16 protein-coding genes are annotated in these 19,356 nt (G+C 68.4%); 8 read left to right on the top strand and 8 right to left on the bottom strand.

The window, feature by feature from the left end; all coding sequences use genetic code 11:
• Nucleotides 1-216 precede the first annotated feature (216 nt).
• Entirely contained in the window at nucleotides 217-3,099 is a 2,883-nt protein-coding gene (locus T8K17_RS00940; protein WP_322332659.1) for a ribonuclease E/G, read from the top strand.
• A gap of 303 nt (nucleotides 3,100-3,402) precedes the next feature.
• On the opposite strand, the gene T8K17_RS00935 is transcribed toward T8K17_RS00940, so the two are convergent.
• Together T8K17_RS00935 and T8K17_RS00930 are read right to left on the bottom strand one after the other, a co-directional pair.
• Nucleotides 3,403-4,542: a pyridoxal phosphate-dependent aminotransferase gene (locus T8K17_RS00935; RefSeq protein ID WP_322332658.1), complete on the bottom strand. Its 1,140-nt coding sequence runs from the start codon at nucleotides 4,540-4,542 to the stop codon at nucleotides 3,403-3,405.
• Between the two features lie 3 nt (nucleotides 4,543-4,545).
• Nucleotides 4,546-6,006, bottom strand: a complete 1,461-nt coding sequence (locus T8K17_RS00930) for a gamma-glutamyltransferase (RefSeq protein ID WP_322332657.1) — start codon at nucleotides 6,004-6,006, stop codon at nucleotides 4,546-4,548.
• Between the two features lie 262 nt (nucleotides 6,007-6,268).
• Here T8K17_RS00930 and T8K17_RS00925 point away from each other — a divergent pair, with 262 nt between their 5' ends.
• Nucleotides 6,269-7,588, top strand: coding sequence for a M48 family metalloprotease (locus tag T8K17_RS00925; protein WP_322332656.1), 1,320 nt, complete (start codon nucleotides 6,269-6,271; stop codon nucleotides 7,586-7,588).
• A gap of 91 nt (nucleotides 7,589-7,679) precedes the next feature.
• Nucleotides 7,680-8,423 carry a DsbA family protein gene (locus T8K17_RS00920; RefSeq protein ID WP_322332655.1) on the top strand — a complete coding sequence of 248 codons (744 nt, stop codon included), beginning with the start codon at nucleotides 7,680-7,682 and terminating at the stop codon, nucleotides 8,421-8,423.
• Between the two features lie 2 nt (nucleotides 8,424-8,425).
• On the opposite strand, the gene T8K17_RS00915 is transcribed toward T8K17_RS00920, so the two are convergent.
• From T8K17_RS00915 to T8K17_RS00905, 3 genes are all read right to left on the bottom strand, one after another.
• Nucleotides 8,426-9,670: an MFS transporter gene (locus T8K17_RS00915; RefSeq protein ID WP_322332654.1), complete on the bottom strand. Its 1,245-nt coding sequence runs from the start codon at nucleotides 9,668-9,670 to the stop codon at nucleotides 8,426-8,428.
• Nucleotides 9,671-9,863: 193 nt separating this feature from the next.
• Nucleotides 9,864-10,277 carry a universal stress protein gene (locus T8K17_RS00910; RefSeq protein WP_322332653.1) on the bottom strand — a complete coding sequence of 138 codons (414 nt, stop codon included), beginning with the start codon at nucleotides 10,275-10,277 and terminating at the stop codon, nucleotides 9,864-9,866.
• An 84-nt stretch (nucleotides 10,278-10,361) separates the two neighbouring features.
• Nucleotides 10,362-11,375 carry a LacI family DNA-binding transcriptional regulator gene (locus T8K17_RS00905; protein WP_322332652.1) on the bottom strand — a complete coding sequence of 338 codons (1,014 nt, stop codon included), beginning with the start codon at nucleotides 11,373-11,375 and terminating at the stop codon, nucleotides 10,362-10,364.
• 104 nt (nucleotides 11,376-11,479) lie between these two features.
• On the opposite strand from T8K17_RS00905, the gene T8K17_RS00900 reads away from it, so the two are divergent.
• A complete protein-coding gene (locus T8K17_RS00900) occupies nucleotides 11,480-12,376 on the top strand; it encodes a phytanoyl-CoA dioxygenase family protein (protein ID WP_322332651.1) in 897 nt (298 codons plus the stop codon).
• Here the strand turns inward: T8K17_RS00900 and T8K17_RS00895 are convergent.
• Entirely contained in the window at nucleotides 12,373-13,545 is a 1,173-nt protein-coding gene (locus T8K17_RS00895) for a YbfB/YjiJ family MFS transporter (RefSeq protein ID WP_322332650.1), read from the bottom strand. The two genes, T8K17_RS00900 and T8K17_RS00895, sit on opposite strands and share 4 nt — an antisense overlap.
• Before the next feature lie 118 nt (nucleotides 13,546-13,663).
• Here T8K17_RS00895 and T8K17_RS00890 point away from each other — a divergent pair, with 118 nt between their 5' ends.
• From T8K17_RS00890 to T8K17_RS00875, 4 genes are all read left to right on the top strand, one after another.
• A complete protein-coding gene (locus T8K17_RS00890) occupies nucleotides 13,664-14,548 on the top strand; it encodes a DMT family transporter (RefSeq protein ID WP_322332649.1) in 885 nt (294 codons plus the stop codon).
• Nucleotides 14,549-14,670: 122 nt separating this feature from the next.
• On the top strand, nucleotides 14,671-15,543 hold the full coding sequence (locus tag T8K17_RS00885; RefSeq protein ID WP_416153187.1) for an MBL fold metallo-hydrolase: 873 nt from the start codon (nucleotides 14,671-14,673) through the stop codon (nucleotides 15,541-15,543).
• Between the two features lie 110 nt (nucleotides 15,544-15,653).
• Complete coding sequence (locus tag T8K17_RS00880; RefSeq protein WP_322332647.1) at nucleotides 15,654-16,208, top strand: GGDEF domain-containing protein; 555 nt, start codon at nucleotides 15,654-15,656, stop codon at nucleotides 16,206-16,208.
• Between the two features lie 85 nt (nucleotides 16,209-16,293).
• Nucleotides 16,294-16,995, top strand: coding sequence for a calcium-binding protein (locus T8K17_RS00875; protein ID WP_322332646.1), 702 nt, complete (start codon nucleotides 16,294-16,296; stop codon nucleotides 16,993-16,995).
• A gap of 106 nt (nucleotides 16,996-17,101) precedes the next feature.
• Here the strand turns inward: T8K17_RS00875 and hemH are convergent, their stop codons facing one another.
• Both hemH and T8K17_RS00865 read right to left on the bottom strand, forming a co-directional pair.
• Entirely contained in the window at nucleotides 17,102-18,160 is a 1,059-nt protein-coding gene (gene hemH / locus T8K17_RS00870) for a ferrochelatase (RefSeq protein WP_322332645.1), read from the bottom strand.
• An 87-nt stretch (nucleotides 18,161-18,247) separates the two neighbouring features.
• Nucleotides 18,248-19,279 carry a 2OG-Fe(II) oxygenase gene (locus tag T8K17_RS00865; protein WP_322332644.1) on the bottom strand — a complete coding sequence of 344 codons (1,032 nt, stop codon included), beginning with the start codon at nucleotides 19,277-19,279 and terminating at the stop codon, nucleotides 18,248-18,250.
• Nucleotides 19,280-19,356: the final 77 nt, after the last annotated feature.

Genomic DNA, 19,356 nt, shown 5'->3' with positions numbered 1-19,356 from the left:
TCTTTCCTGCCCCCGGGGCACGAAGGACGCTCGGTGCCGTGACCGATTCCGTCGAGACTTGTTCCAGCGACTGCATCCGGCGTGCCGTGGGTACGCCGACGCCACAATCCGCGCCACGACCTTCCGCGCCTGGGCCGACGCTGTTCCGCGTCGCCGACCGCGCGGGACCGCAGCCACTCTTGCGGTCGTCGCGGCGCGACACGGAGTTACCAACACATGACCAAGCGTATGCTCATCGATGCCACCCACCCGGAAGAGACCCGGGTCGTGGTGGTCGACGGGAACAAGCTCGACGACTTCGACTTCGAGACCGCAGCCAAAAAGCAGCTTAAGGGGAACATCTACCTCGCCCGGGTCACCCGGGTAGAGCCCTCCCTGCAGGCCGCGTTCGTCGAATACGGCGGCAACCGCCACGGTTTCCTGGCCTTCTCGGAAGTTCATCCCGACTACTACCGGATCCCGATCGAGGACCGCGAGGCGCTGCTCCGCGAGGAGCAGGCCGAGGCGATGGCCGACGAGGACGAGGACGAGTCCGAGGAAGACGCCTCCGGCGAAGAGGAGGCCTCCGCCGAGGACGCTTCCGAGTCCGAATCCGAGGAAGACACCTCGGGCGACGATGGCGACGACGAGGCCCCGGCCCGCGCCGCGGAAGTCAGCGTCCAGACCAAGAAGAGTGCGAAGCCCGAGACGGTCGGCGGCGACGCGATGGAAGAGGTGCGCCGCCGGCGCAAGCCCTCCAACCGCCGCTACAAGATCCAGGAGGTCGTCGCCCGGCGCCAGATCATGCTGGTGCAGGTCGTCAAGGAAGAGCGCGGCAACAAGGGTGCGGCGCTGACCACCTACCTGTCCCTGGCCGGCCGCTATTGCGTGCTCATGCCGAACACCGCGCGCGGCGGCGGCGTCAGCCGCAAGATCACCCATGTGGGCGACCGCAAGCGGCTGAAGCAGATCGTCGAGGGCCTGGACGTGCCGGAAGGCATGGCGGTCATCGTCCGCACCGCCGGCTCGCAGCGCACCAAGGCCGAGATCAAGCGCGACTACGAATACCTGCTGCGCCTGTGGGACGAGATCCGTCAGACCACGCTCGACAGCACCGCGCCGTGCCTGATCTACGAGGAAGCCAACCTCATCAAGCGCTCGATCCGCGACCTGTACACGCGCGATCTGGACGAGGTGCTGGTCGACGGCGATGACGGCTACCGGATCGCCAAGGACTTCATGAAGACGCTGATCCCGAGCCATGCGAAGCGGGTCAAGCGCTACAAGGACACCCACGTGCCGCTGCTCCACCGCTTCCAGGTGGAAAGCCAGCTCGACGCCATCCACAGCCCGGTGGTGGAGCTGAAGTCCGGCGGCTACATCGTTATGAACCAGACCGAGGCGCTGGTCGCGATCGACGTGAACTCCGGCCGCTCCACCTCGGAGCGGAACATCGAGGAGACCGCGCTCAAGACCAACCTTGAGGCCGCCGACGAGGTGGCCCGGCAGTTGCGCCTGCGCGATCTCGCCGGCCTGGTGGTGATCGACTTCATCGACATGGAGGAGTCGCGCAACCAGCATGCGGTCGAGCGCCGCATGAAGGAGGCGATGAAATCCGACCGGGCGCGCATACAGATCGGACGGATCAGCCATTTCGGCCTGATGGAACTGTCTCGCCAGCGGCTGCGGCCGTCCCTGGTGGAAGCCAGCACCCAGGTCTGCCCGCACTGCAAGGGCTCCGGCTATATCCGCTCGATCGACAGCACCGCGCTGCACATCCTGCGGGTCATCGAGGAAGAGGGGCTGCGCAACCGGGCTGCCGAGATCGCCGTGCATGTGCCGGCCCAGGTCGCCCTCTACATCCTCAACCACAAGCGCGACCGTCTGGCGGAGATCGAATTCCGCTACGGTACCCGGGTGATTCTGGAGCAGGACGACAGTCTGGTGCCGCCGGATCACCGGCTGGAGCGCCTGCGGCCGAAGACCGCCGAGGAGCGGGCCGCCTTCCAGACCGCGATCGCGGCGAGCTCCGCCGGGGCCGCCGAGCCGGACGAGGACGACAGCGACCTCATTGAGGACGACGAGGACGAGGTCGAGAACGAGAACGAGACCAGCGAGGAGCAGGAGGAGCGCCGGAACCGTGGTCGCTCCCGCCGCCGTCGCCGGGGCGGTCGCCGCCGGCCGGAGGATCGGGCCGAGGACGATCAGGACGCCAAAGACGAGGCTCCCCGCCACAAGGGTGACGAGGAGGCCGAGACCGACACTGACGCCGACGCCGATGGGGAAGACACTGCCGCCGACGGCGATGATCGCGGCGACGGGGACGACGACGACGATGCCGACGGCCGCAAGCGGCGTCGCCGGGGCCGCCGTGGCGGTCGCCGCCGGTCCCGCCGCCGTCGCGATGGCGAGGAGGGCTCGGAGACCGAGGGCTCCGAGTCCGGTGACGACCAGTCGGGCGACGACGATTCTGGTGACGACTCCCAGTCCGACGACGAGGCGCAGAGCGGATCCGACCGGAGCGATGACGGCCAGGATGACGACAGCCGGGACGACGGTGCCGAGCCGCTCGCAGCGGTTGCCGCCGATGCTCCAGAGGTCGCGGTGAAGGCCGAAGCGCCGATCTCCGCCGCCAACGATCAGACGGCACCGGAAGCGGTTGACGCCCCGGTGGCGGACGCTGCTCCGGAAGAAGCCGCTCCGGCGGAGGCGGCTGCCGAGGCCGCGCCGGCCGAAGAGGCCGCAGCCGACGAAAAGCCGGCGAAGAAGCCTGCCGCCAAGCGTCCGCGTCGCCGTCGCAAGAAGGACGACGAGGCCGATGCCGCTGCCGAGGCACCGGTGGCCGAAATGGCCGAGGTCGCGGCGACGGCCGAGCCGGTCGCCGAGCCGGTGGCTGCCGAAGCCGCCCCTGCCGAAGCGGTCGTTGCCGAGGCGGACGCTGCCGAGGCGCCTGCGGTCGACGGCGCGATCAGCGGCGAGTTGGGCGAGGATCAGCCCGCCTCCGCCGATCCGGTGGAAGAGGCGGAGCCCGTCCCGCAGAACCTGAGTTCGACGCCGATCGAGGTTCGGACCCTGGACAAGCCGGTGGAGAAGCCGCGCAAGGGCTGGTGGCGCCGCTGAGGCACCCCGTCAGCAGATAGACAACAGGCGGCGCCCCCAGCGCCGCCTGTTTTGTTTCCGGCCTTTGCCATCGTTCCGAGCGACCCTGGATTTGATGCGGGGTCCGCCGGGGACTGGGTGGACAAGCCGGTTGCTGGATCCTGATTTGCATCAGGATGACGGGGAGGGGATTCGGGGAAGGCGCTTGGGGTGATTGAAGAAAATCATCCGTCGTCCTGACGAAAGTCAGGACCAAGCCGCTCCCCTATCCGCCCGACGGGAAATGTTTTCGGAACAACGAGAGGGGCGAAGGGCCAGCGCCCTCTACAGCCACGCCTTCAGCCGTCTGCACGCCTCCGCCATGTCCTCGCTCGATCCGGCGAAGGAGAGCCGGATGCTGGCATGGCCGCGCGACGGGTCGAAGTCGGTTCCCGGCGTGCAGGCGATCCCGGTCTCGGCCAGGATGCGGCGGCAGAAATCCACGCTGTCGTTCGTGTACTTGGCGACATTGGCGTAGATGTAGAACGCCCCGTCGGCCGGTGCCAGATCGTCCAGGCCCGCCGCCGGCAGGTCGTTCAGGAGGATCTCACGGTTGCGGGCATAGCGGGCCACGTTCTTCTGGGCCTCCTCCATGCAGTCGAAGGCGGCGATCGCGCCGAACTGCGACAGGGTGGGGGCGGAGATGAAGAAGTTGGCGGCCAGCCGTTCCACCGATCCGATGAGGTCGGGGGGCACGATCATCCAGCCGATCCGCCAGCCGGTCATCGAGAAGTATTTCGAGAAGCTGTTGATCACCAGGGCGTCGGGGTCGCTCTCCAGGGCGGAGACCGAGCGCTGGCCGAAATCGATGCCGTGATAGATCTCGTCGGAGATCAACCGCACGCCGTTGGTCCGGCACCAGGCGGTGATCGCCTTCATGCTCTCCTCGCCCAGCATGGTGCCGGTCGGATTGGACGGGCTGGCGACGATCACGCCGTCCAGCGGTCCGGCCTTCTCCAGGCGAGCGACGGTCGGCTGGAACCGGTCGGCCGCTTCGGTCAGCAGGTCGACAACCTCCACCCCGAGCGCCTTCAGGATATTGCGGTAGGCCGGATAGCCGGGCGAGGCCAGCGCCACCCGGGCGCCGTGCTCGAAGGCGGACAGGAACGCCAATGTGAAGCCGCTGGACGATCCGGTGGTCACCGCGATCCGCTCGATGGGCACGTCCACGCCGTACCAGGCCCGGTAATGGGCGGAAATCCGCTCGCGCAGTTCCGGCATGCCCAGCGCCAGGGTGTAGCCGATCTTGTCGGTGTCGAGCGCGGCGCGGGCGGCCTCCAGCACGCCTTTCGGCGCCGGCGTGGAGGGTTGTCCGACCTCCAGGTGCAGCACGTCGCCGCCGGCGGCCTCCCGCTCGGCGGCGGCGGCCATCACCTGCATCACGATGAACGGGTCGACATTACCGCGGGAAGCGGGACCAGACACGGTTTACCCTCCGAATTCAAAGAACATCAGGCCGTTGCTGCGCGGATCCTTCGCCGCGCCGCAGCGGGTCTCGCGCCGGGGCAGACCCTCAACACAGCGGAAGGCGCTGCCGGTCGCGATGGTCTGAGCCGGGGCCACCTGATAGCCGCGCTGGCGCAGGTCGCCGACGACCGGTGCCGCCATGGACGGCTCGACGAAGACTGTGTTGATGCCGCCGGCATAGTGGGTACGCGGCAGGGCGGGGACGTCCTCAATCGTGATCCGGCGGACCCAGTGGTCGAGAACGGTCTCCAGCATCGAGGAAATGGCCCGCCGTCCGCCGGCCCCGGAGGCTGCCATGTGGAACTGGCCGGTATTCTCGTTGCCGACGATCAGCGCATAGGCGCCCGGACCGTTCACGGCTTCAGCCTGGACCGGTGCCAGGAAGACGCCCAGGGTCGGGATCATCTTGCCGGTGCCGAACGGCGCACCTAGACCGACCGCGCAGCCGACCCCCTGGCCCCGGCTGTCGACGGCGAAGAACGAGGTCGCACCGGCACGATGGCCGGAACTGGTCCCGAGCGTCGCCGCGAGTTGCGGCTGCTGCGCGGTGTCGGCCAGGCGGCCGGCGGTAAGACGGGATACTGCCAGGTCCAGCGACTCCGGCCCGACCGGGGCGTTGCTTGCCGCCAGAAGGGTGGCCTCACTGAGGGCGATCGCCATCAGATCGGCGCGGTCGCCGTCGTCGCCGGTGTCCCACTCGCCGCTCTTCAGAAGCATGCCGAGGGCGGCCTGCACCAGACGCAGGTCGTTCTGGGTCGGGGCGGCGAGGCCCCAGACATGGTTGTCGTGTTCGATCTCGGTGACGCGGACCCACGCGGGCAGTGCGTCGTTCAGGCGGTTCGGATCGACGGCGTAGCCGGCCGCGGCGGCGCCGTCGATAAACTCCCGGCTGAGCCCGCCAGAATAGAGTGTGCCGACCCCTTCGGAGCGCAGACGGGCGAGGGTCGCCGCCAGCACGACCTGGGACAATTCCGTTCCCTGGGCGGCGGGACGGCGGCCCGGAAGGTACACCGCGGACGCGGTTGCATCGCTTGCCAGGACGGCGCCATCGGCAGCGAGTTCCTCGGCGAAGGCCCGGCTGACCGGGGCGCCAAAGCGAGCGATGCGCTCGGCCTGGATGATCAGCTCGCCGAGCGGCTTGGTGCCGTGGCGGGCATGCAGCGCGAACATGGCGCGCGGCGCCAGGGGCAGGGCGATCGCGTTGGGCGCATCGCTGGACGGGCGCGGCAGGAAGTCCAGGAGTTGAACGGTCTTGCTCTCCGGGTCGTGAACCACGCACGACCCGCTCGCCGTCACGCCGACCGAGCTGGGCAGGGTGGCCGACAGGGCGAAGAACATGGTCACCGCGGCGTCGGCGGCCGATCCGCCGTCCACCAGCACGTCGCGGGCGAGCAGGGCGGCGCGCGGCTCCTCGGCGACCACGGTTCCGTAGAACCCTTCCGTCAGGTCGATGGTGTCGGACTCGCAGGCTGACAGAAACCCGGCCGCCAGAAGCAGGCCGAGGGCCGCCCGTCGGGCGCCGGATCCCCTGATGGAACGAGGGGGACTTTGCGTCTGCCTTTCCCGATCCCCATCTGACCGGTAGTGTGTGTGCGGGCGGAAATGATCGGGATTGGGCGCTGGCGTGAAGCGAATCATTTTTGGACCGGGGCGGTGGTTAATCGCGGCAGCGACCGCCGCACTCATGGTTCTGTCTGTGGTCTCGGGCGCGCATGCGCAGAAACGCAGCCTCATCCGGGACGCGGAAATCGAAGCTAGCATCCGTGATCTGGCCACGCCACTTTTCCAAGCCGCCGGCGTGAATCCTGAAGCGGTGTCGATCTATCTGATCAACGACGATCAGCTGAACGCCTTCGTTGCCGGCGGCCAGAACCTGTTCCTCAATACCGGCCTGATCATGGCCATGCGCTCGCCGCTGGAGCTGATCGGGGTGATCGCCCACGAAACCGGCCATATCGCCGGCGGCCATCTGGCGCGCACCTCCGATGCCATCGCGTCGGCCTCCAACGCGGCGTTGGTCTCCGCCATCGTCGGCATCGCGACGGCGGTGGCGACGGGACGGGGCGATGCCGGTGCCGCCATCGCCATCGGCGGTCAATCGGCCGCGGTCCGCAGCTTCCTGCAGTACAGCCGCGCCCAGGAATCCGCGGCCGACCAGGCGGCGCTGAGCTATCTCGACGCGACGCAGCAGTCGGCGCGGGGGCTGGCCCGGTTCTTCGAGGAACTGGCCAGCCAGGAGCTGCTGTCGGCCTCCCGGCAGTCGCCCTACATGTCCACCCATCCGTTCACCCGGGATCGCCTCAACACGGTCGAGGCCCATGTGGCCTCCTCGAAATACTCGGACCAGACGGCGTCGCCGGAGCAGGTGGCCGAATTCAACCGCATCGTCGCCAAGCTGCACGGCTTCATCCGGTCGCCGTCTCAGACGTTCCGCAAATATCCGGAGACCGATACCAGCCTGCCGGCGCGGCTGGCCCGTGCGATCGCGTATCGCGAGGTGCCGGACTATCCCAAGGCCATCGCGCTCACCCGCGAGATGGTCGCCGAGAACCCGAGCGACCCGTACATGCACGAGCTCGAAGGCCAGCTCCTGTTCGAGAGTGGCCAGATCGACGCGGCGGTAGCACCGATGAAGAAGGCGCAGCAGCTCGCACCGCAGGCCGGGCTGATCGAGATCTCCCTGGCGCAGGTGCTGCTCGCCCGCAACGACCCGGCCTCCGACCGCGAAGCCCTCGACCATCTTCAGACCGCTCGGCGGACCGAGGGCGACTCGCCCTTCCTGTGGCGCCAGCTCGCGACCGCCCAGGGACGGCTGGGCGATATCGGCAATGCCGCCCTGTCGCTGGCCGAGGAAGCGGTGCGCCAGAGCAGGTGGGAAGATGCTGAGATCCAGTCGAAGCGGGCCCAGACCATGCTGAAGCCCGGCACGCCCTCCATGCTACGGGCCCTGGACATCGAGGAACTCGCCAAGCGGGAGCGGGCGGCGGACAAGCGCAAGAAATGACGTCACCGTGATGGCCCGAGAGGGTCGGCGCGGTGGACGGGTTCGGCGTCCTGCGACAGGATGCGCGCGAAATCGTCTTCTGGAGATCCCGATGAGTCGGACCGCCTTCGCCGCCGCCCTCCTTTCAGCCGCGCTTTTCGCCGGGCCAGCACTCGCCCATGACGGTCCCCTCTCGCCGGAACGCAAGGCGGAGATCGAGGCGCTGGTGCGCGACTACATCCTGCAGCATCCCGAGATCATCCTGGAGAGCGTGGCCATCATGCAGGCCCGCGAGGAGGCCGAGAAGAATGCCGCCGCCAAGCAGGCTCTGGTCGACCGGCGCGAGGCTCTCGAGCGCGATCCCGGCGATCCGGTGCTCGGCAATCCGAACGGCGACGTCACCATCGTCGAGTTCTTCGACTACCAGTGCGGCTACTGCAAATCGATGATGACGCCGCTGATGGAACTGGTGAAGGAGGACGGGAACGTCCGGCTGGTCCTGAAGGAATTCCCGATCCTCGGCCCCGCTTCGGAGACCGCGGCGCTGGCCTCGCTCGCCGCCGACCGGCAGGGCAAGTATGAGGCGTTCCACACCGGGCTGCTCGAGCTGCGCGGCCGGCTGACGGCGGAGGCGGTTTTCCAGGTGGCGCTGGAGGTCGGCCTCGACGTCGACGCCCTGAAGGCGGACATGCAGGATCCGGCCCTTCAGGATCAGGTGCGCAAGTCCTACGACCTCGCCAAGGCCCTGTCGATCCAGGGAACGCCGGCCTTCACCATCGGCGAGCATGTGGTGCCCGGCGCGATCTCCAAGGAGCAACTCGCCGAGCTGGTCGCCGAGGTCCGCAAAGGGGGCTGATCTCAGCCCTTCCGCGGCTGTTCCGGCTGGCCCGCATAGATCAGGGCCGACAGGGTCAGGGCGGCGATCACCAGGGTGAAGACGATCCGGTGACCGGTCTCGGCCGCGCCCCCGGTCGCCTGCACCCAGTCGATGGCGGCTCCCGTCGCCGTCTGCAGGACGAAGACGCCGGTCAGACCCGCGAGGTTGATCGTGGTGATCGCCCGGCCGGCCCGGTGCGGCGGCACGAAGCCGCGGGCATGGCTCGCCAGCACCACGAAGAAGGGTGCCACGCAGCCGAAGACGAACAGGATCGGCCCGGCCACATAGATCGGCGCCGAGGGCCAGACCGCCAGCACGCCCAGGCAGGCGACCTCCAGGGCCACGGCGCTCAGGATCAGGCGCTTGCGCGACGACGCGAGCCGCTCCAGCGGGCCGTAGAGGAAGGTGCCCACATGCAGGGCCACCACCATGATCAGCAGGGCGAGCGAGGCCTGCTCGTGGCTGAGACCCTGGACGTCGGTGAAATAGGGTCCGGCCCACAACCCGCCGATGGTCATGAACGGCGCGGTGAAGCAGAAGCCCATGACGTAGATCCGGCGCAGCTCCGGCATGCGGATCACCTCCCACAGCCCGGCGAGCGACTGGGCGAAGGTTTCCGGATCGCGGCGCACCCCGCCTGAGGCCGGGCCGTCCTGCACGGTGAACTGGATGACGGCGGTCAGCGCCAGGGTGAGGGCGGCGACCACCAGGAAAGTCGTGGTCAGCCCCGCCTCGGAAAGCAGCATCTCCAGCGGTGCGGTGGCCATCACCCCGCCGATGCCGCCGGCGATGCCGACAAGGCTGGCCGTGGCCTGCGCCACCCGGTCAGGTGGCGCCCATCCCATGGCGATCAGGTAGACGGCGGTGATCACCCCGCCATGGCCGAGGCCGATCATGAAGCGGCCGGCGACCAGCGCCCAGGTCTCCTCCGCCACCGCGAACACCACGATGCCGCAGACCGCGACCAGCCCCATCATCACCAGGGTGCGCTTGGCGCCGATGCGGTCGAACAGCAGGCCGGTGGGAAGCTGCACCACGGCGGAGGCGAAGAACATCGCCCCCATCACGGTGCCGATGTCTGTCGGCGACAAGCCTCGGTTGCTGCCCAGGTAGTTCGCCAGCACGCCGCCGGCCGACCGGTTGATCTGGACGATGACGAAGAACGATCCGAGCAGGATCAGGATGTTCCGCAGGGCACGGCGATTGTCGGGATGCCACTCGCTCATGGCCGGGCGCACCGGATCGGCAGGTCGCAGCGCGCCGTCTCAGCGCCGATGCGCCGAAGCAGGGAGAGGGGGGAAGGCATTCGGGGGCGTTTCCAGGGCTGTTTTTCGCAACCCTACCCCGACCGGCCTGCCATGTCCCACCCTCAGCGGCGCATGACACTGTGTCCGGGGCGTCGGGAGTCGCGCGGCCTCCTCAGCGCACCACGTAAACCGAGATCGGCGCGTGGTTGGCAATGTAGCCGGCGTTGGTGGCGAACACGTGCTCCTGCAGACCCGGCAGATGCGATGCCATGACGATCAGGTCGGCGCCTGCTTCCTCCGCGCCTCCCAAAATGGCCTTCGCCAGTTCGGCCGGCGTGTCGTGGACGATCACGGCGTTCGACTTGGCCGAAATACCCCGCTGCCTCGCCTGGTCCTCGGCAAAGGCCGTAAGCTTCGTCGCATAGGCCTCGGGCGTGGCGGCGACGGCGCTCGGCTCAGAGTCCGTGACGCCGAGAAAACAGACTTCCGCCTGTTCCGTCTTGGCGATCGCGGCTGCGACATCCAAAGCCTTCGTGAGCTTTTCGGTATGCTCCAGATCGACGGGAACAAGAATCGTGTCAGTCATGGTCATTCCTCCTCACGGTTTCTACATGAGGACGTATATCGTGAGTTGAAGATCCATGCGTTGACTTGCGTCAACCCTCACGGGTCACGTTGTCGACCGGTCGATCACCTCGAAGCCGAGATCGACCGTGCGGGAGGCGGGCTCTATGCCGGCGTTGACGTCGAGGATCAACTGGGCGGCGGTCTCGCCGATCCGCAGGCCGGGGATCCGCACGGTGGTCAGACCCAGGCCGAACTCTCCGGCGAACTCGAAATCCCCGAATCCGGCAATCGCCAGGTCGTCCGGCACGCGCAGGCCGCGCCGTCCGGCCTCGCTCAGCGCCCCCAGGGCCAGCGCGTCGCTTGAGCAGAATACCGCATCCGTATCCGGCCAGCGCTCCAGCACGGCGGCGAGGCCGCGGGCGCCGCGGGCGGTCTGGGTGCCGGAGGAGGCGGCGGTCGCCCGCGCCTCCGCCAGGCCGCTGTCGGCCAGGATCTCGGCGAACCCCTCGTAGCGCAGGCGCCCCCGGCGATCGCCCTCGCCGGACGTGCCGATGAAGGCCATGCGCCGCCGTCCGGTCGCCAGCAGGTGCCGCGCCATGGCGGCCCCGGCGTCGCGGTTGGAAAAGCCGACCGCGTATCCGATCGGGTCGACCGGCAGTTCCCAGAGCTCGACCACCGGGATCCGGCTCGCCGCCAGGGTCTGGCGCGCGTTCGCCGTGTGGGCCGTGCTGGTCAGGACAAGGCCGTCCGGCCTGCGGCCGAGCATGGCGCCGACCGCCTCGGCCTCCTTGGCGGAGGAGTAGTCGGTACCGGCCAGCAGGAGCTGGTGATCGTTCTGCCGCAGCCGGGCGCCCAGTCCGTCGACGGTCGAGGCGAAGGTGGAGCCGGCGAGGGTGGAGATCACCGCGCCGACGATCCGGCTGCGGCGCGAGGACAGGCCGCCTGCCGCCTCGTCGGGCACGTAGCCGAGTTCGGCGATGGCGGCGCGCACCCGCTCACGGGTCTCCTCCCGCACCTTGTCCGGCGTCCGCAGGACCCGCGACACCGTGATCTTGGACACCCCGGCCTTCTCGGCCACCTCGCCCATCGTCACCCAGCCGCCGCTCTCGATCGTCATCTCTGCTCCTCGGACACCCGGGCCGACCATAGATGATATCGGTACCATTGACGAGTTTTCCGACGCTATGTTACCGATAACATAACCAGCCAGGGAGGAATGCCATGCTGTCGCGCGAGCAGATCGATTTCTACAACGAGAACGGCTACCTGATGGTCGAGAACGCCGTCACGCCGGAGCAGCTCGCCGCCCTGCGCGACACCACCTACCGGCTGATCGACGGCTCGCGCACGGTCACCGAGACTGACGATGTCTACGATCTGGACGAGGGGCACGGTCCGGACAATCCGCGCCTGACCCGCATCAAGCTGCCACATCTGGTCGACCCGCTGTACTGGGACGTGCTGAAGAACTCCGCGATGACCGAGGTGCTGACCGACCTGCTCGGCCCGAACACGGTGCTGCAGACGAGCAAGCTCAACACCAAGGCCCCCGGGGGCGGCCAGGCAGTGGAGTGGCACCAGGACTGGGCCTTCTACCCGCATACCAACGACGATCTTCTGGCCTTCGGCCTGATGCTCGAGGATGTGGACGAGAGCAACGGTCCGCTGAAGGTCATCCCCGGCTCGCACAAGGGCCCGGTCCTGGCCCATACCAATGCCGACGGCCTGTTCTGCGGGGCGATCGACCCGTCCGATCCGGACTTCCATTACGATCAGGCGGTGACCCTGACCGGCAAGGCGGGGACGATGACCGTGCACCATGTCCGCGCCCTGCACGGCTCCGCACCCAACAACAGCGACCGCAACCGGCTGATCCTGTTCTACGAATGCCAGGCGGCCGATGCCTGGCCGATCCTGGGCGCCGGCTCCCACCTGCACAGCATGGGTCAGCGGAAGTTCTACGCGGATCTGCAGACCCGGGTGATCACCGGCGAGCTGACCATGACCCCGCGCATGGAGGCCCTGCCGATCCGCATGCCGCTGCCGCCCGCACCGGTCTCCGGCTCGATCTTCAAGACCCAGAAGAGCGGCGGCGCCCGCAGCGCCTTCGCGGCTTAAGCGCGGCCGGCCTTCAGCCCCGCGACCAGTACGGCACCGGCGGCGAAGGCGAGCCCGCCGACCCCGAACACCGCGAGGTACGACCCGGTGGCGTTGAACAGCGCCACTAGGGCATAGCCGCCGACGAGCTGGGCCGCGCCGACCGACAGCACCATCCAGCGCCACAGGCCGAGCATCGACCCCGGCCCCATGATCTTCTGGGCCTGTCCGGCGATGATGGCGGTCAGGCCCGGCTGGGCACCGACCAGGAGGGTCGAGGCAAGGATGGCCGGCGCCGCCGTCACCAGCACCGGCAGCACCGCGCCCAGCGCCAGGCTCAGATAGACCGCGACCAGGGCGGGACGGAAGCCGATCCGGTCGCCGATCCGCCCCCAGACCAGCGTGCCGGCGATGGCGGCGGCGCCGAACAGCACCCACTGCGCGCCGGCCGCCCCGGCGCTCCAGCCCAGCGACCGGATCAGGTAATCCACCCAGTAGATCGAATGCGGCACCAGCCCGACGGCGAACAGTCCCTGGGCCACGACCAGCCGCAGCCCGTCCCCCCTGGCGGCGCCGAGGCCGGCGGGTGGGGCCGGGATCCTCCGTGCCGCCTCGGCCGCCGGTCCGGACCACGCCCAGAGGGCGATGGCGAGCGCGGCGAGGCCGATGAAAGCGGCGGTGCTCCAGGCCCAGACCTCCCCGATCGCCAGCAGCCAGGGGAGTCCGGCCGCCGACAGCAGGATGCCGAGACCGACCCCGGTATAGGCCACGGCATTGGCGAGGCCGGTGCGGCCCGCCGGGGCCGTCGCCGTGACGCTGGAGATGCCAAGGATCATGATCACCGCCACGGCGATGCCGATCAGCCCGCGCCAGAAGGCGAGCCACAGGAACCCGCCCGGCACGATGCTGGCGAGTAGGCAGAGCACCGACACGCAGATCGCCGCCCGCAGCCACGCCACCCGGTCGGCCCGGCGCAACAGCCACGGTACCGACAGGCCGCCGAGCAGATAGCCGCCGAGATTGATCGCCCCGACATAGCCTGCCTCGGCCTCGCTCAGGTTGCCCGAGGCGATCAGGGCCGGGACCATCGGCGTATAGGAGAACCGGCCCAGCCCCATGCCGATCAGCAGCCCGCACTGGGCGCCGATGGCGACGCGCAGCCAGGGCGGGATTGTCGGCAGGATCCTCATGGCGCGACGGTAGACGGGGCCGTCCGGCGAGAAAAGCCGTATGGTTCGGCCGGCGCCGAACCTTGTCGGCCCGGACCCCGCCTAGCGTGGGTCACCTTCACCGGTCGAGACACCCGCCATGCCGCCCCGCGCTGCGCCGCCGCTCTTCGAATTCGCCCTGCTCGGGTGCCTCGCCCTGCTGTGGGGCGGGTCGTACCCGCTGCTCAAGGTCGCCGTGGCCGAGATCCCGCCGATCACCCTGATCGCCGTCCGGGTGTCGGTGGCGGCAGTGCTGCTGCTGGGCATCGCCCTGATACAGGGCGAGCGCCTGCCCACGGGCCGGACGATCTGGGCGCGGCTGTTCCTGCAGGCCTTTCTCAACAGCTATGGCGCCTGGACATTGCTGGCCTGGGGGCAGCGGCAGATCGAGAGCGCGCTGGGGGCGGTGCTGAACTCGACCTCGCCGCTGTTCGTGTTTCTGTTCACCGTTCTGGTGACCCGCCATGAGTCCATGGGCGGGGTGCGGCTGCTCGGGGCCTGCCTGGGACTGGGCGGGGTGGTGCTGATCGTCGGAACGGACGCCCTGAATGGGCTGGGCGGTCAGGTGGCGGCGCAGATCGCCGTGCTGGTGAGTGCCGCCCTGTATGCCGGTGCGGCCCTGCACGGGCGGCGCTTCTCCCATCTCCCGCCGGTGGTGACGGCGGCCGGGACCATGCTCTGTGCGACCGCCGTGCTGCTCCCCGCAAGCCTGATGGCCGACCGGCCCTGGGAACTGACGCCCTCCCCCAAGGCGGTGGCGGCGGCCCTTGTCCTCGGGGTCGCCTGCACCGGCATCGCCTTGTTGCTCTACTTCCGGCTGGTGCGGACCCTCGGGTCCCTCGGCGTGGCCAGCCAGAGCTATCTGCGGGCCGGCGTGGGTGTCCTGCTCGGCGTGCTGGTGCTTGGAGAGACGCTGACCCCGACGGTCGTCGCCGGCGTGGTCGCGGCGATTGCCGGCGTGCTGGCGATCAACTGGCGACGCTAGGTCGCAGTGCCGCACCAAAACTCGATTCCCGGGTCGAATGGTCCCATATTGGAGGTAAGCGCGGGTCAACGCGCGAGGCGACGGTTTCCGGGAGGAGTGTCATGCCCACCTATCCGGTCGATATGTCGGTTCACCCCGACGTCACCAGCTTCTTCGATCCAGACACCAACACCATCAGCCATGTGGCGGTCGATCCTTCGACCCGGCGCTGCGCGGTCTACGACTCGGTCCTCGACATCGACTACGCGGCCGGCCGGCTGTCCCATGCCCATGCCGACACCCTGATCGCCTTCATCCGGGAGCAGCGGCTCAGCGTGGAATGGCTGATCGAGACCCATGTCCATGCGGACCACCTGTCGGCGGCCCCCTACATCCAGGAGAAGCTCGGCGGCCTGATCGGGATCGGGGCGAAGATCGTCGAGGTCCAGGAAACCTTCGGCAAGGTGTTCAACGAGGGCACGGCCTTCCAGCGCGACGGCAGCCAGTTCGACCGGCTGTTCGAGGACGGAGACACTTACACGGTCGGCTCGATGACCGGCTTCGCCATGCACACGCCGGGGCACACGCCGGCCTGCATGACCCATGTGCTGGGCGACGCGGCCTTCGTCGGCGACACGTTGTTCATGCCGGACGGCGGCACAGCGCGGGCGGATTTCCCGGGCGGGGATGCTGGCGTGCTCTACGACTCGATCCAGAAGGTACTGGCCCTGCCCGAAAAGATGCGGCTTTTCATGTGTCACGACTACGGACCGAACGGCCGCAACATCCGGTGGGAGACCACGGTCGGCGAGGAGAAGGCCCGCAACATCCATGTCGGCGCCGAGGCCGAGGGTCACGACAAGGCGGGCTTCGTGAAGCTGCGGACCGAACGGGACCGCACCCTGTCGATGCCCCGCCTGATCATTCCGTCGATCCAGGTCAACATGCGCGGCGGCCATATGCCGACCGGCGAGGACGGCCGGCCGGTCCTCAAGGTTCCCATCAATACGTTGTGAATCTCTGGGAGAAATGCGTTTCCCAGGTTGTAAACGAAATGTTTACGGTTTAGGCGGACAGTGTAAGGACGCCCAGAACCGATTTTGTTTGCCGAACGATGGTTGCCGAGATGAACAGTCAGGTGATGCCGACCTACGCGGAGGACACCTATGCCGACGAGGTCGACTATGCCGAGGATCCGGTATCCGGACTGATCGGCCGCGACGGGTTCGAGAGCCGGGCGCGGACCCGTCTGGGCATGCATCTTCACGCGGCCTCCGCGCTCACCCTGGTGGAAATCGATCATATGGACGCCATCGGTGACCGCTACGGCAGCGCCTGCGCCGACATGATCGTGCGGGGAGTGGCCCAGCTCCTGTTGAACGAGGTTCGGGGCCACGACGTGGTCGGCCGGATCGACGCCACGTCCTTCGCCATCCTGCATACCGAGATCGATCTGTCGGCGGTCCGCGCGGTGGGACAGCGGCTGCGCCTTGCGGTTCAGTCGATGCGCTTCTTCGCCGAGGACGGAACGGCGATCCCGGTGACCGTGAGCGTCGGTATCGACGGCATCATGCGCAGCGCCTCCCGCATGGTGCCGGATCTGCAGAACGTGCTCGCCCGAGCCGCCGACCGGGTGGCCAAGGCCCGCGCCGCCGGCTGCAACCGCGTGGTGGCGTTCTAGGCCCGTCGCCCGGCGGGGTGCATCCCGCGACGGAACGACCGGCGTCCCGCGTTAGTGCCAGGAACACGATCCTGCGGGAGGTCCCATGCCCCAGCCGACAATCACCGTTACCGTCACCACCGACGAGCTGACCGGCTCGCTGGGCGCCGACGTGCTGTACGGCACATCGGATGACGAAATCATGTTCGGTTTCGACGGACGCGACGTCCTGAACGCGCTGGCCGGCGAGGACGTGCTCTACGGCAATGCCGGACGGGACAGCCTGAGCGGCGGCGCCGGCGAGGACACGCTGTATGGCGGCCAGGACGACGACGCGATCTGGGGCGGGGACGACGACGACGTGATCGCCGGCGGCCGCAACGGCGAGGCGGGCGCGGTTATCGTGGACGGCGACCTGGTCTACCTGACCGGCCGCGACACGCTCGACGGCGGGGGCGGCGACGATATCGTCTACGGAAACCAGGGTGACGACATCCTGATCGGCGGGAGCGGCGACGACACCCTCTATGGCGGGCAGGCGCAGGACAGCCTGTCGGGAGGAGCGGGCGACGACAGCCTTGTCGGCGGGGCCGGCGCAGACGTCTTCGTGTACGGCGCTGCGGACGAGGACCGGGACACCATCGCCGATTTCGACGTGGGCGAGGACCAGCTTCTCGTCCAAAGCGGGGTTGAGATCGCCACGCGACTGGATTTCGGCGACTATTCGGTCGTCCGGCTGTCCAGCGGTACCCGGATCGAGCTGATCGGCGTCGAGGATCCCGACGCGGTCGCCGTCGCCTATTTCTGACGTGTAGAGCACGATCTGAACCGATCGTGCTCTAACCTATGAAAGATAGAGCAAGTTCACGCGAGCGGATGCTTCCGTCTGAGCGCGATTTGCTCTAGGCCTGAAGTCAGGGCTTGGCCCACCAGCCGCCCAGTTCCCGGGTCACCAGTGCTTCAAGCATGTCGATCGCCGCATCGCTGTCGTTGAGGCAGGGGATGGCGGAGAAGTGGGTTCCGCCGGCTTCCTCGAAAGTCTCGCGGCCCTGCATGGCGATCTCTTCCAGCGTCTCCACGCAATCGGCGACGAAGCCGGGCATGACCACGGCGAGGCGCTTCACCCCTTCCTTCTCGCCTAGGGCGGCGATGGTCTCGTCGGTATAGGGCTGCAGCCATTCCTCGCGCCCGAAGCGCGACTGGAAGGTCAGGCGGAACGCCGTCTCGCTGAGGCCCAGCCGCTCGCGCACCAGCCGCGCGGTCTTGGCGCAATGGCAGTGGTAGGGGTCGCCCGCCATCAGGTAGCGCTTGGGCAGGCCGTGGAAGGACGCGAGGATCACCTCCGGCTCCCAGTCCAGGGTCGCCAGGTGCTGCTCAATGCCGGTGGCCACCGCTTCGATATAAGCCGGGTCGTCATGGAAGGCCGGCTGGGTGCGGATCGCCGGCTGCCAGCGCAGCTTCAGCAGTTCCCGCGCGACCTCGTCGATCACCGTGCCGGTGGTGGAGGCGGAATATTGCGGATAGAGCGGCACGATCAGGATGCGGTCACAGCCCTGCTCCTGCAGCGCTTCCATGCGCGCGCTCACCGACGGGGTGCCGTAGCGCATGGCCCAGTCGACCACCAGCGTCTCGCCGGCAGGATCGAGCCGCCGGGCCAGCTTCGCGGCTTCCTCGCGGGTGTAGTAGCGCAGCGGCGACTCGTTGCCTTCTTCCCGCCAGATCGCCCGGTAGGCCTCCGCCGTTTTCGGCGGACGGGTGCGCAGGATGATGCCGTGCAGGATCGCCTTCCACAGGATCGGATTGAGCTCGATCACCCGCCGGTCCGACAGAAACTGGGCGAGGTACCGCCGGATATCCGGAATCTCGGTTGAATCCGGCGTCCCGAGATTGACCAGCAGGACCCCGGTGCGGCCCAGCTTGACCGCGGGATGGTCGGGGACCCCGGCGATGGGGGAGGAAATGCGCGGGCTCATTCTTCTTGTTCCCGAGGACGAGGTCGGTTGCGGCCCGGCATGCGAGCATCCTTGCGAAATGGCGTGGATCGGGGAGCCGGCAAGGCCTTACTGCCCCGGTGCCGCCAGGAAGACCAGCAGGACGTACCGCGTTCCGCTCTCGACCGCCATCGCCTCGTGCATCAGCGAACAGGAGAAGGCGAGGCCGCCGCCCATGGGGGCCCGCCAGCGGTCGTCGCTGTATTCCGGGAATACCAAGCCCCCGCCGGTGTAGTCGTCGTTCAGCTCGATGCTGACGGCGATGCGGCGGCTGGCGGTATGGGGCAGGGTGTTGTCCCGGTGGGCGACGAAGAAATCGCCGCGCTCGGCGGTGTAGCTGGCGACATAGAACGCCTCGGTGCGCAGGTGGGTGACCCACCAGGCCTTGTAGACCTCCGGCATCAGCCGCTTGCCGATGGCCTGGGTCACCGCGGCATAGAGCGGGTCCTTGCGGTCGAGCGTCAGGTCTCGGCGCCGCTTGATGTGGGGCGCCACCCGGCCGACATTCTCGCCGTCGATGGTCACGCTGACCTTGCCTTCCTCGTTGTGCCGGTGGAAAGCGTCGAGCAGGTCGTCGCGCAGGGCGGTGTCGATGAGGTTCGGCAGGATCAGCACCGGCGCGGTCGACCGCCGCATCTGCGGCGCCTCGCGGCGCAGCGGGGCAAGGGCGACATCCAGGCGGATGGCCAGATAATCGTCGATCTCGAAGGCGGCGATGCCTCGCTGGTCCGGATCGGCGACCAGCACCGCCTTGACGTCGTCCCGGCCCGTGAACAGCGCCCGCCGCAGCCTCCCGTCCGGGTCGGGCAGGAGCGCCTTGGGCGCCGGACCGTCCGCCGGCGTCTCGACCTCGCCGATAACGATGACGTTCACCTCCGGCGAGGCCGCGGTGGCGCTGTCGAGGATCGTCTTCAGCTCGTCGCGGGATGGATTGGCGACAAGCACCGCCGGTCCGCGGGTGACGTCGCGGTGGTATTCGAAACGCCCGCCGTCGCGCGTGCGCTCGGTGAAGTTCGGCAGACGCTGGCCCCAGAACAGTGGGGGATCCAGCCTGGATCTCTTCTGGTCGGACACGGTGCTCGCCTGTTCGTTCTCGATCATCGCCCAAACCTGCCGTCTCTTGTCATTGCCGTCTACAGCACGATCGTCTATCGGTGCGCCGCAAGCCTGGGCATCGT

The sequence above is a fragment of the Thalassobaculum sp. OXR-137 genome (assembly GCF_034377285.1).
Lineage (GTDB): Bacteria > Pseudomonadota > Alphaproteobacteria > Thalassobaculales > Thalassobaculaceae > Thalassobaculum.
Note: the sequence above shows the minus strand (reverse complement) of the source record. Positions and strands in the feature narration are given on the sequence as shown.

Excerpts from the sequence above, each read along its gene's own strand:
- T8K17_RS00915 (WP_322332654.1), bottom strand. The coding sequence starts at position 9,670 with ATGAGCGAGTGGCATCCCGACAATCGCCGTGCCCTGCGGAACATCCTG.
- T8K17_RS00875 (WP_322332646.1), top strand. The coding sequence starts at position 16,294 with ATGCCCCAGCCGACAATCACCGTTACCGTCACCACCGACGAGCTGACC.
- T8K17_RS00940 (WP_322332659.1), top strand. The coding sequence starts at position 217 with ATGACCAAGCGTATGCTCATCGATGCCACCCACCCGGAAGAGACCCGG.
- T8K17_RS00880 (WP_322332647.1), top strand. The coding sequence starts at position 15,654 with ATGAACAGTCAGGTGATGCCGACCTACGCGGAGGACACCTATGCCGAC.
- T8K17_RS00900 (WP_322332651.1), top strand. The coding sequence starts at position 11,480 with ATGCTGTCGCGCGAGCAGATCGATTTCTACAACGAGAACGGCTACCTG.
- T8K17_RS00910 (WP_322332653.1), bottom strand. The coding sequence starts at position 10,277 with ATGACTGACACGATTCTTGTTCCCGTCGATCTGGAGCATACCGAAAAG.
- T8K17_RS00885 (WP_416153187.1), top strand. The coding sequence starts at position 14,671 with ATGTCGGTTCACCCCGACGTCACCAGCTTCTTCGATCCAGACACCAAC.
- hemH (WP_322332645.1), bottom strand. The coding sequence starts at position 18,160 with ATGAGCCCGCGCATTTCCTCCCCCATCGCCGGGGTCCCCGACCATCCC.
- T8K17_RS00890 (WP_322332649.1), top strand. The coding sequence starts at position 13,664 with ATGCCGCCCCGCGCTGCGCCGCCGCTCTTCGAATTCGCCCTGCTCGGG.
- T8K17_RS00925 (WP_322332656.1), top strand. The coding sequence starts at position 6,269 with ATGGTTCTGTCTGTGGTCTCGGGCGCGCATGCGCAGAAACGCAGCCTC.
- T8K17_RS00905 (WP_322332652.1), bottom strand. The coding sequence starts at position 11,375 with ATGACGATCGAGAGCGGCGGCTGGGTGACGATGGGCGAGGTGGCCGAG.
- T8K17_RS00865 (WP_322332644.1), bottom strand. The coding sequence starts at position 19,279 with ATGATCGAGAACGAACAGGCGAGCACCGTGTCCGACCAGAAGAGATCC.
- T8K17_RS00895 (WP_322332650.1), bottom strand. The coding sequence starts at position 13,545 with ATGAGGATCCTGCCGACAATCCCGCCCTGGCTGCGCGTCGCCATCGGC.
- T8K17_RS00920 (WP_322332655.1), top strand. The coding sequence starts at position 7,680 with ATGAGTCGGACCGCCTTCGCCGCCGCCCTCCTTTCAGCCGCGCTTTTC.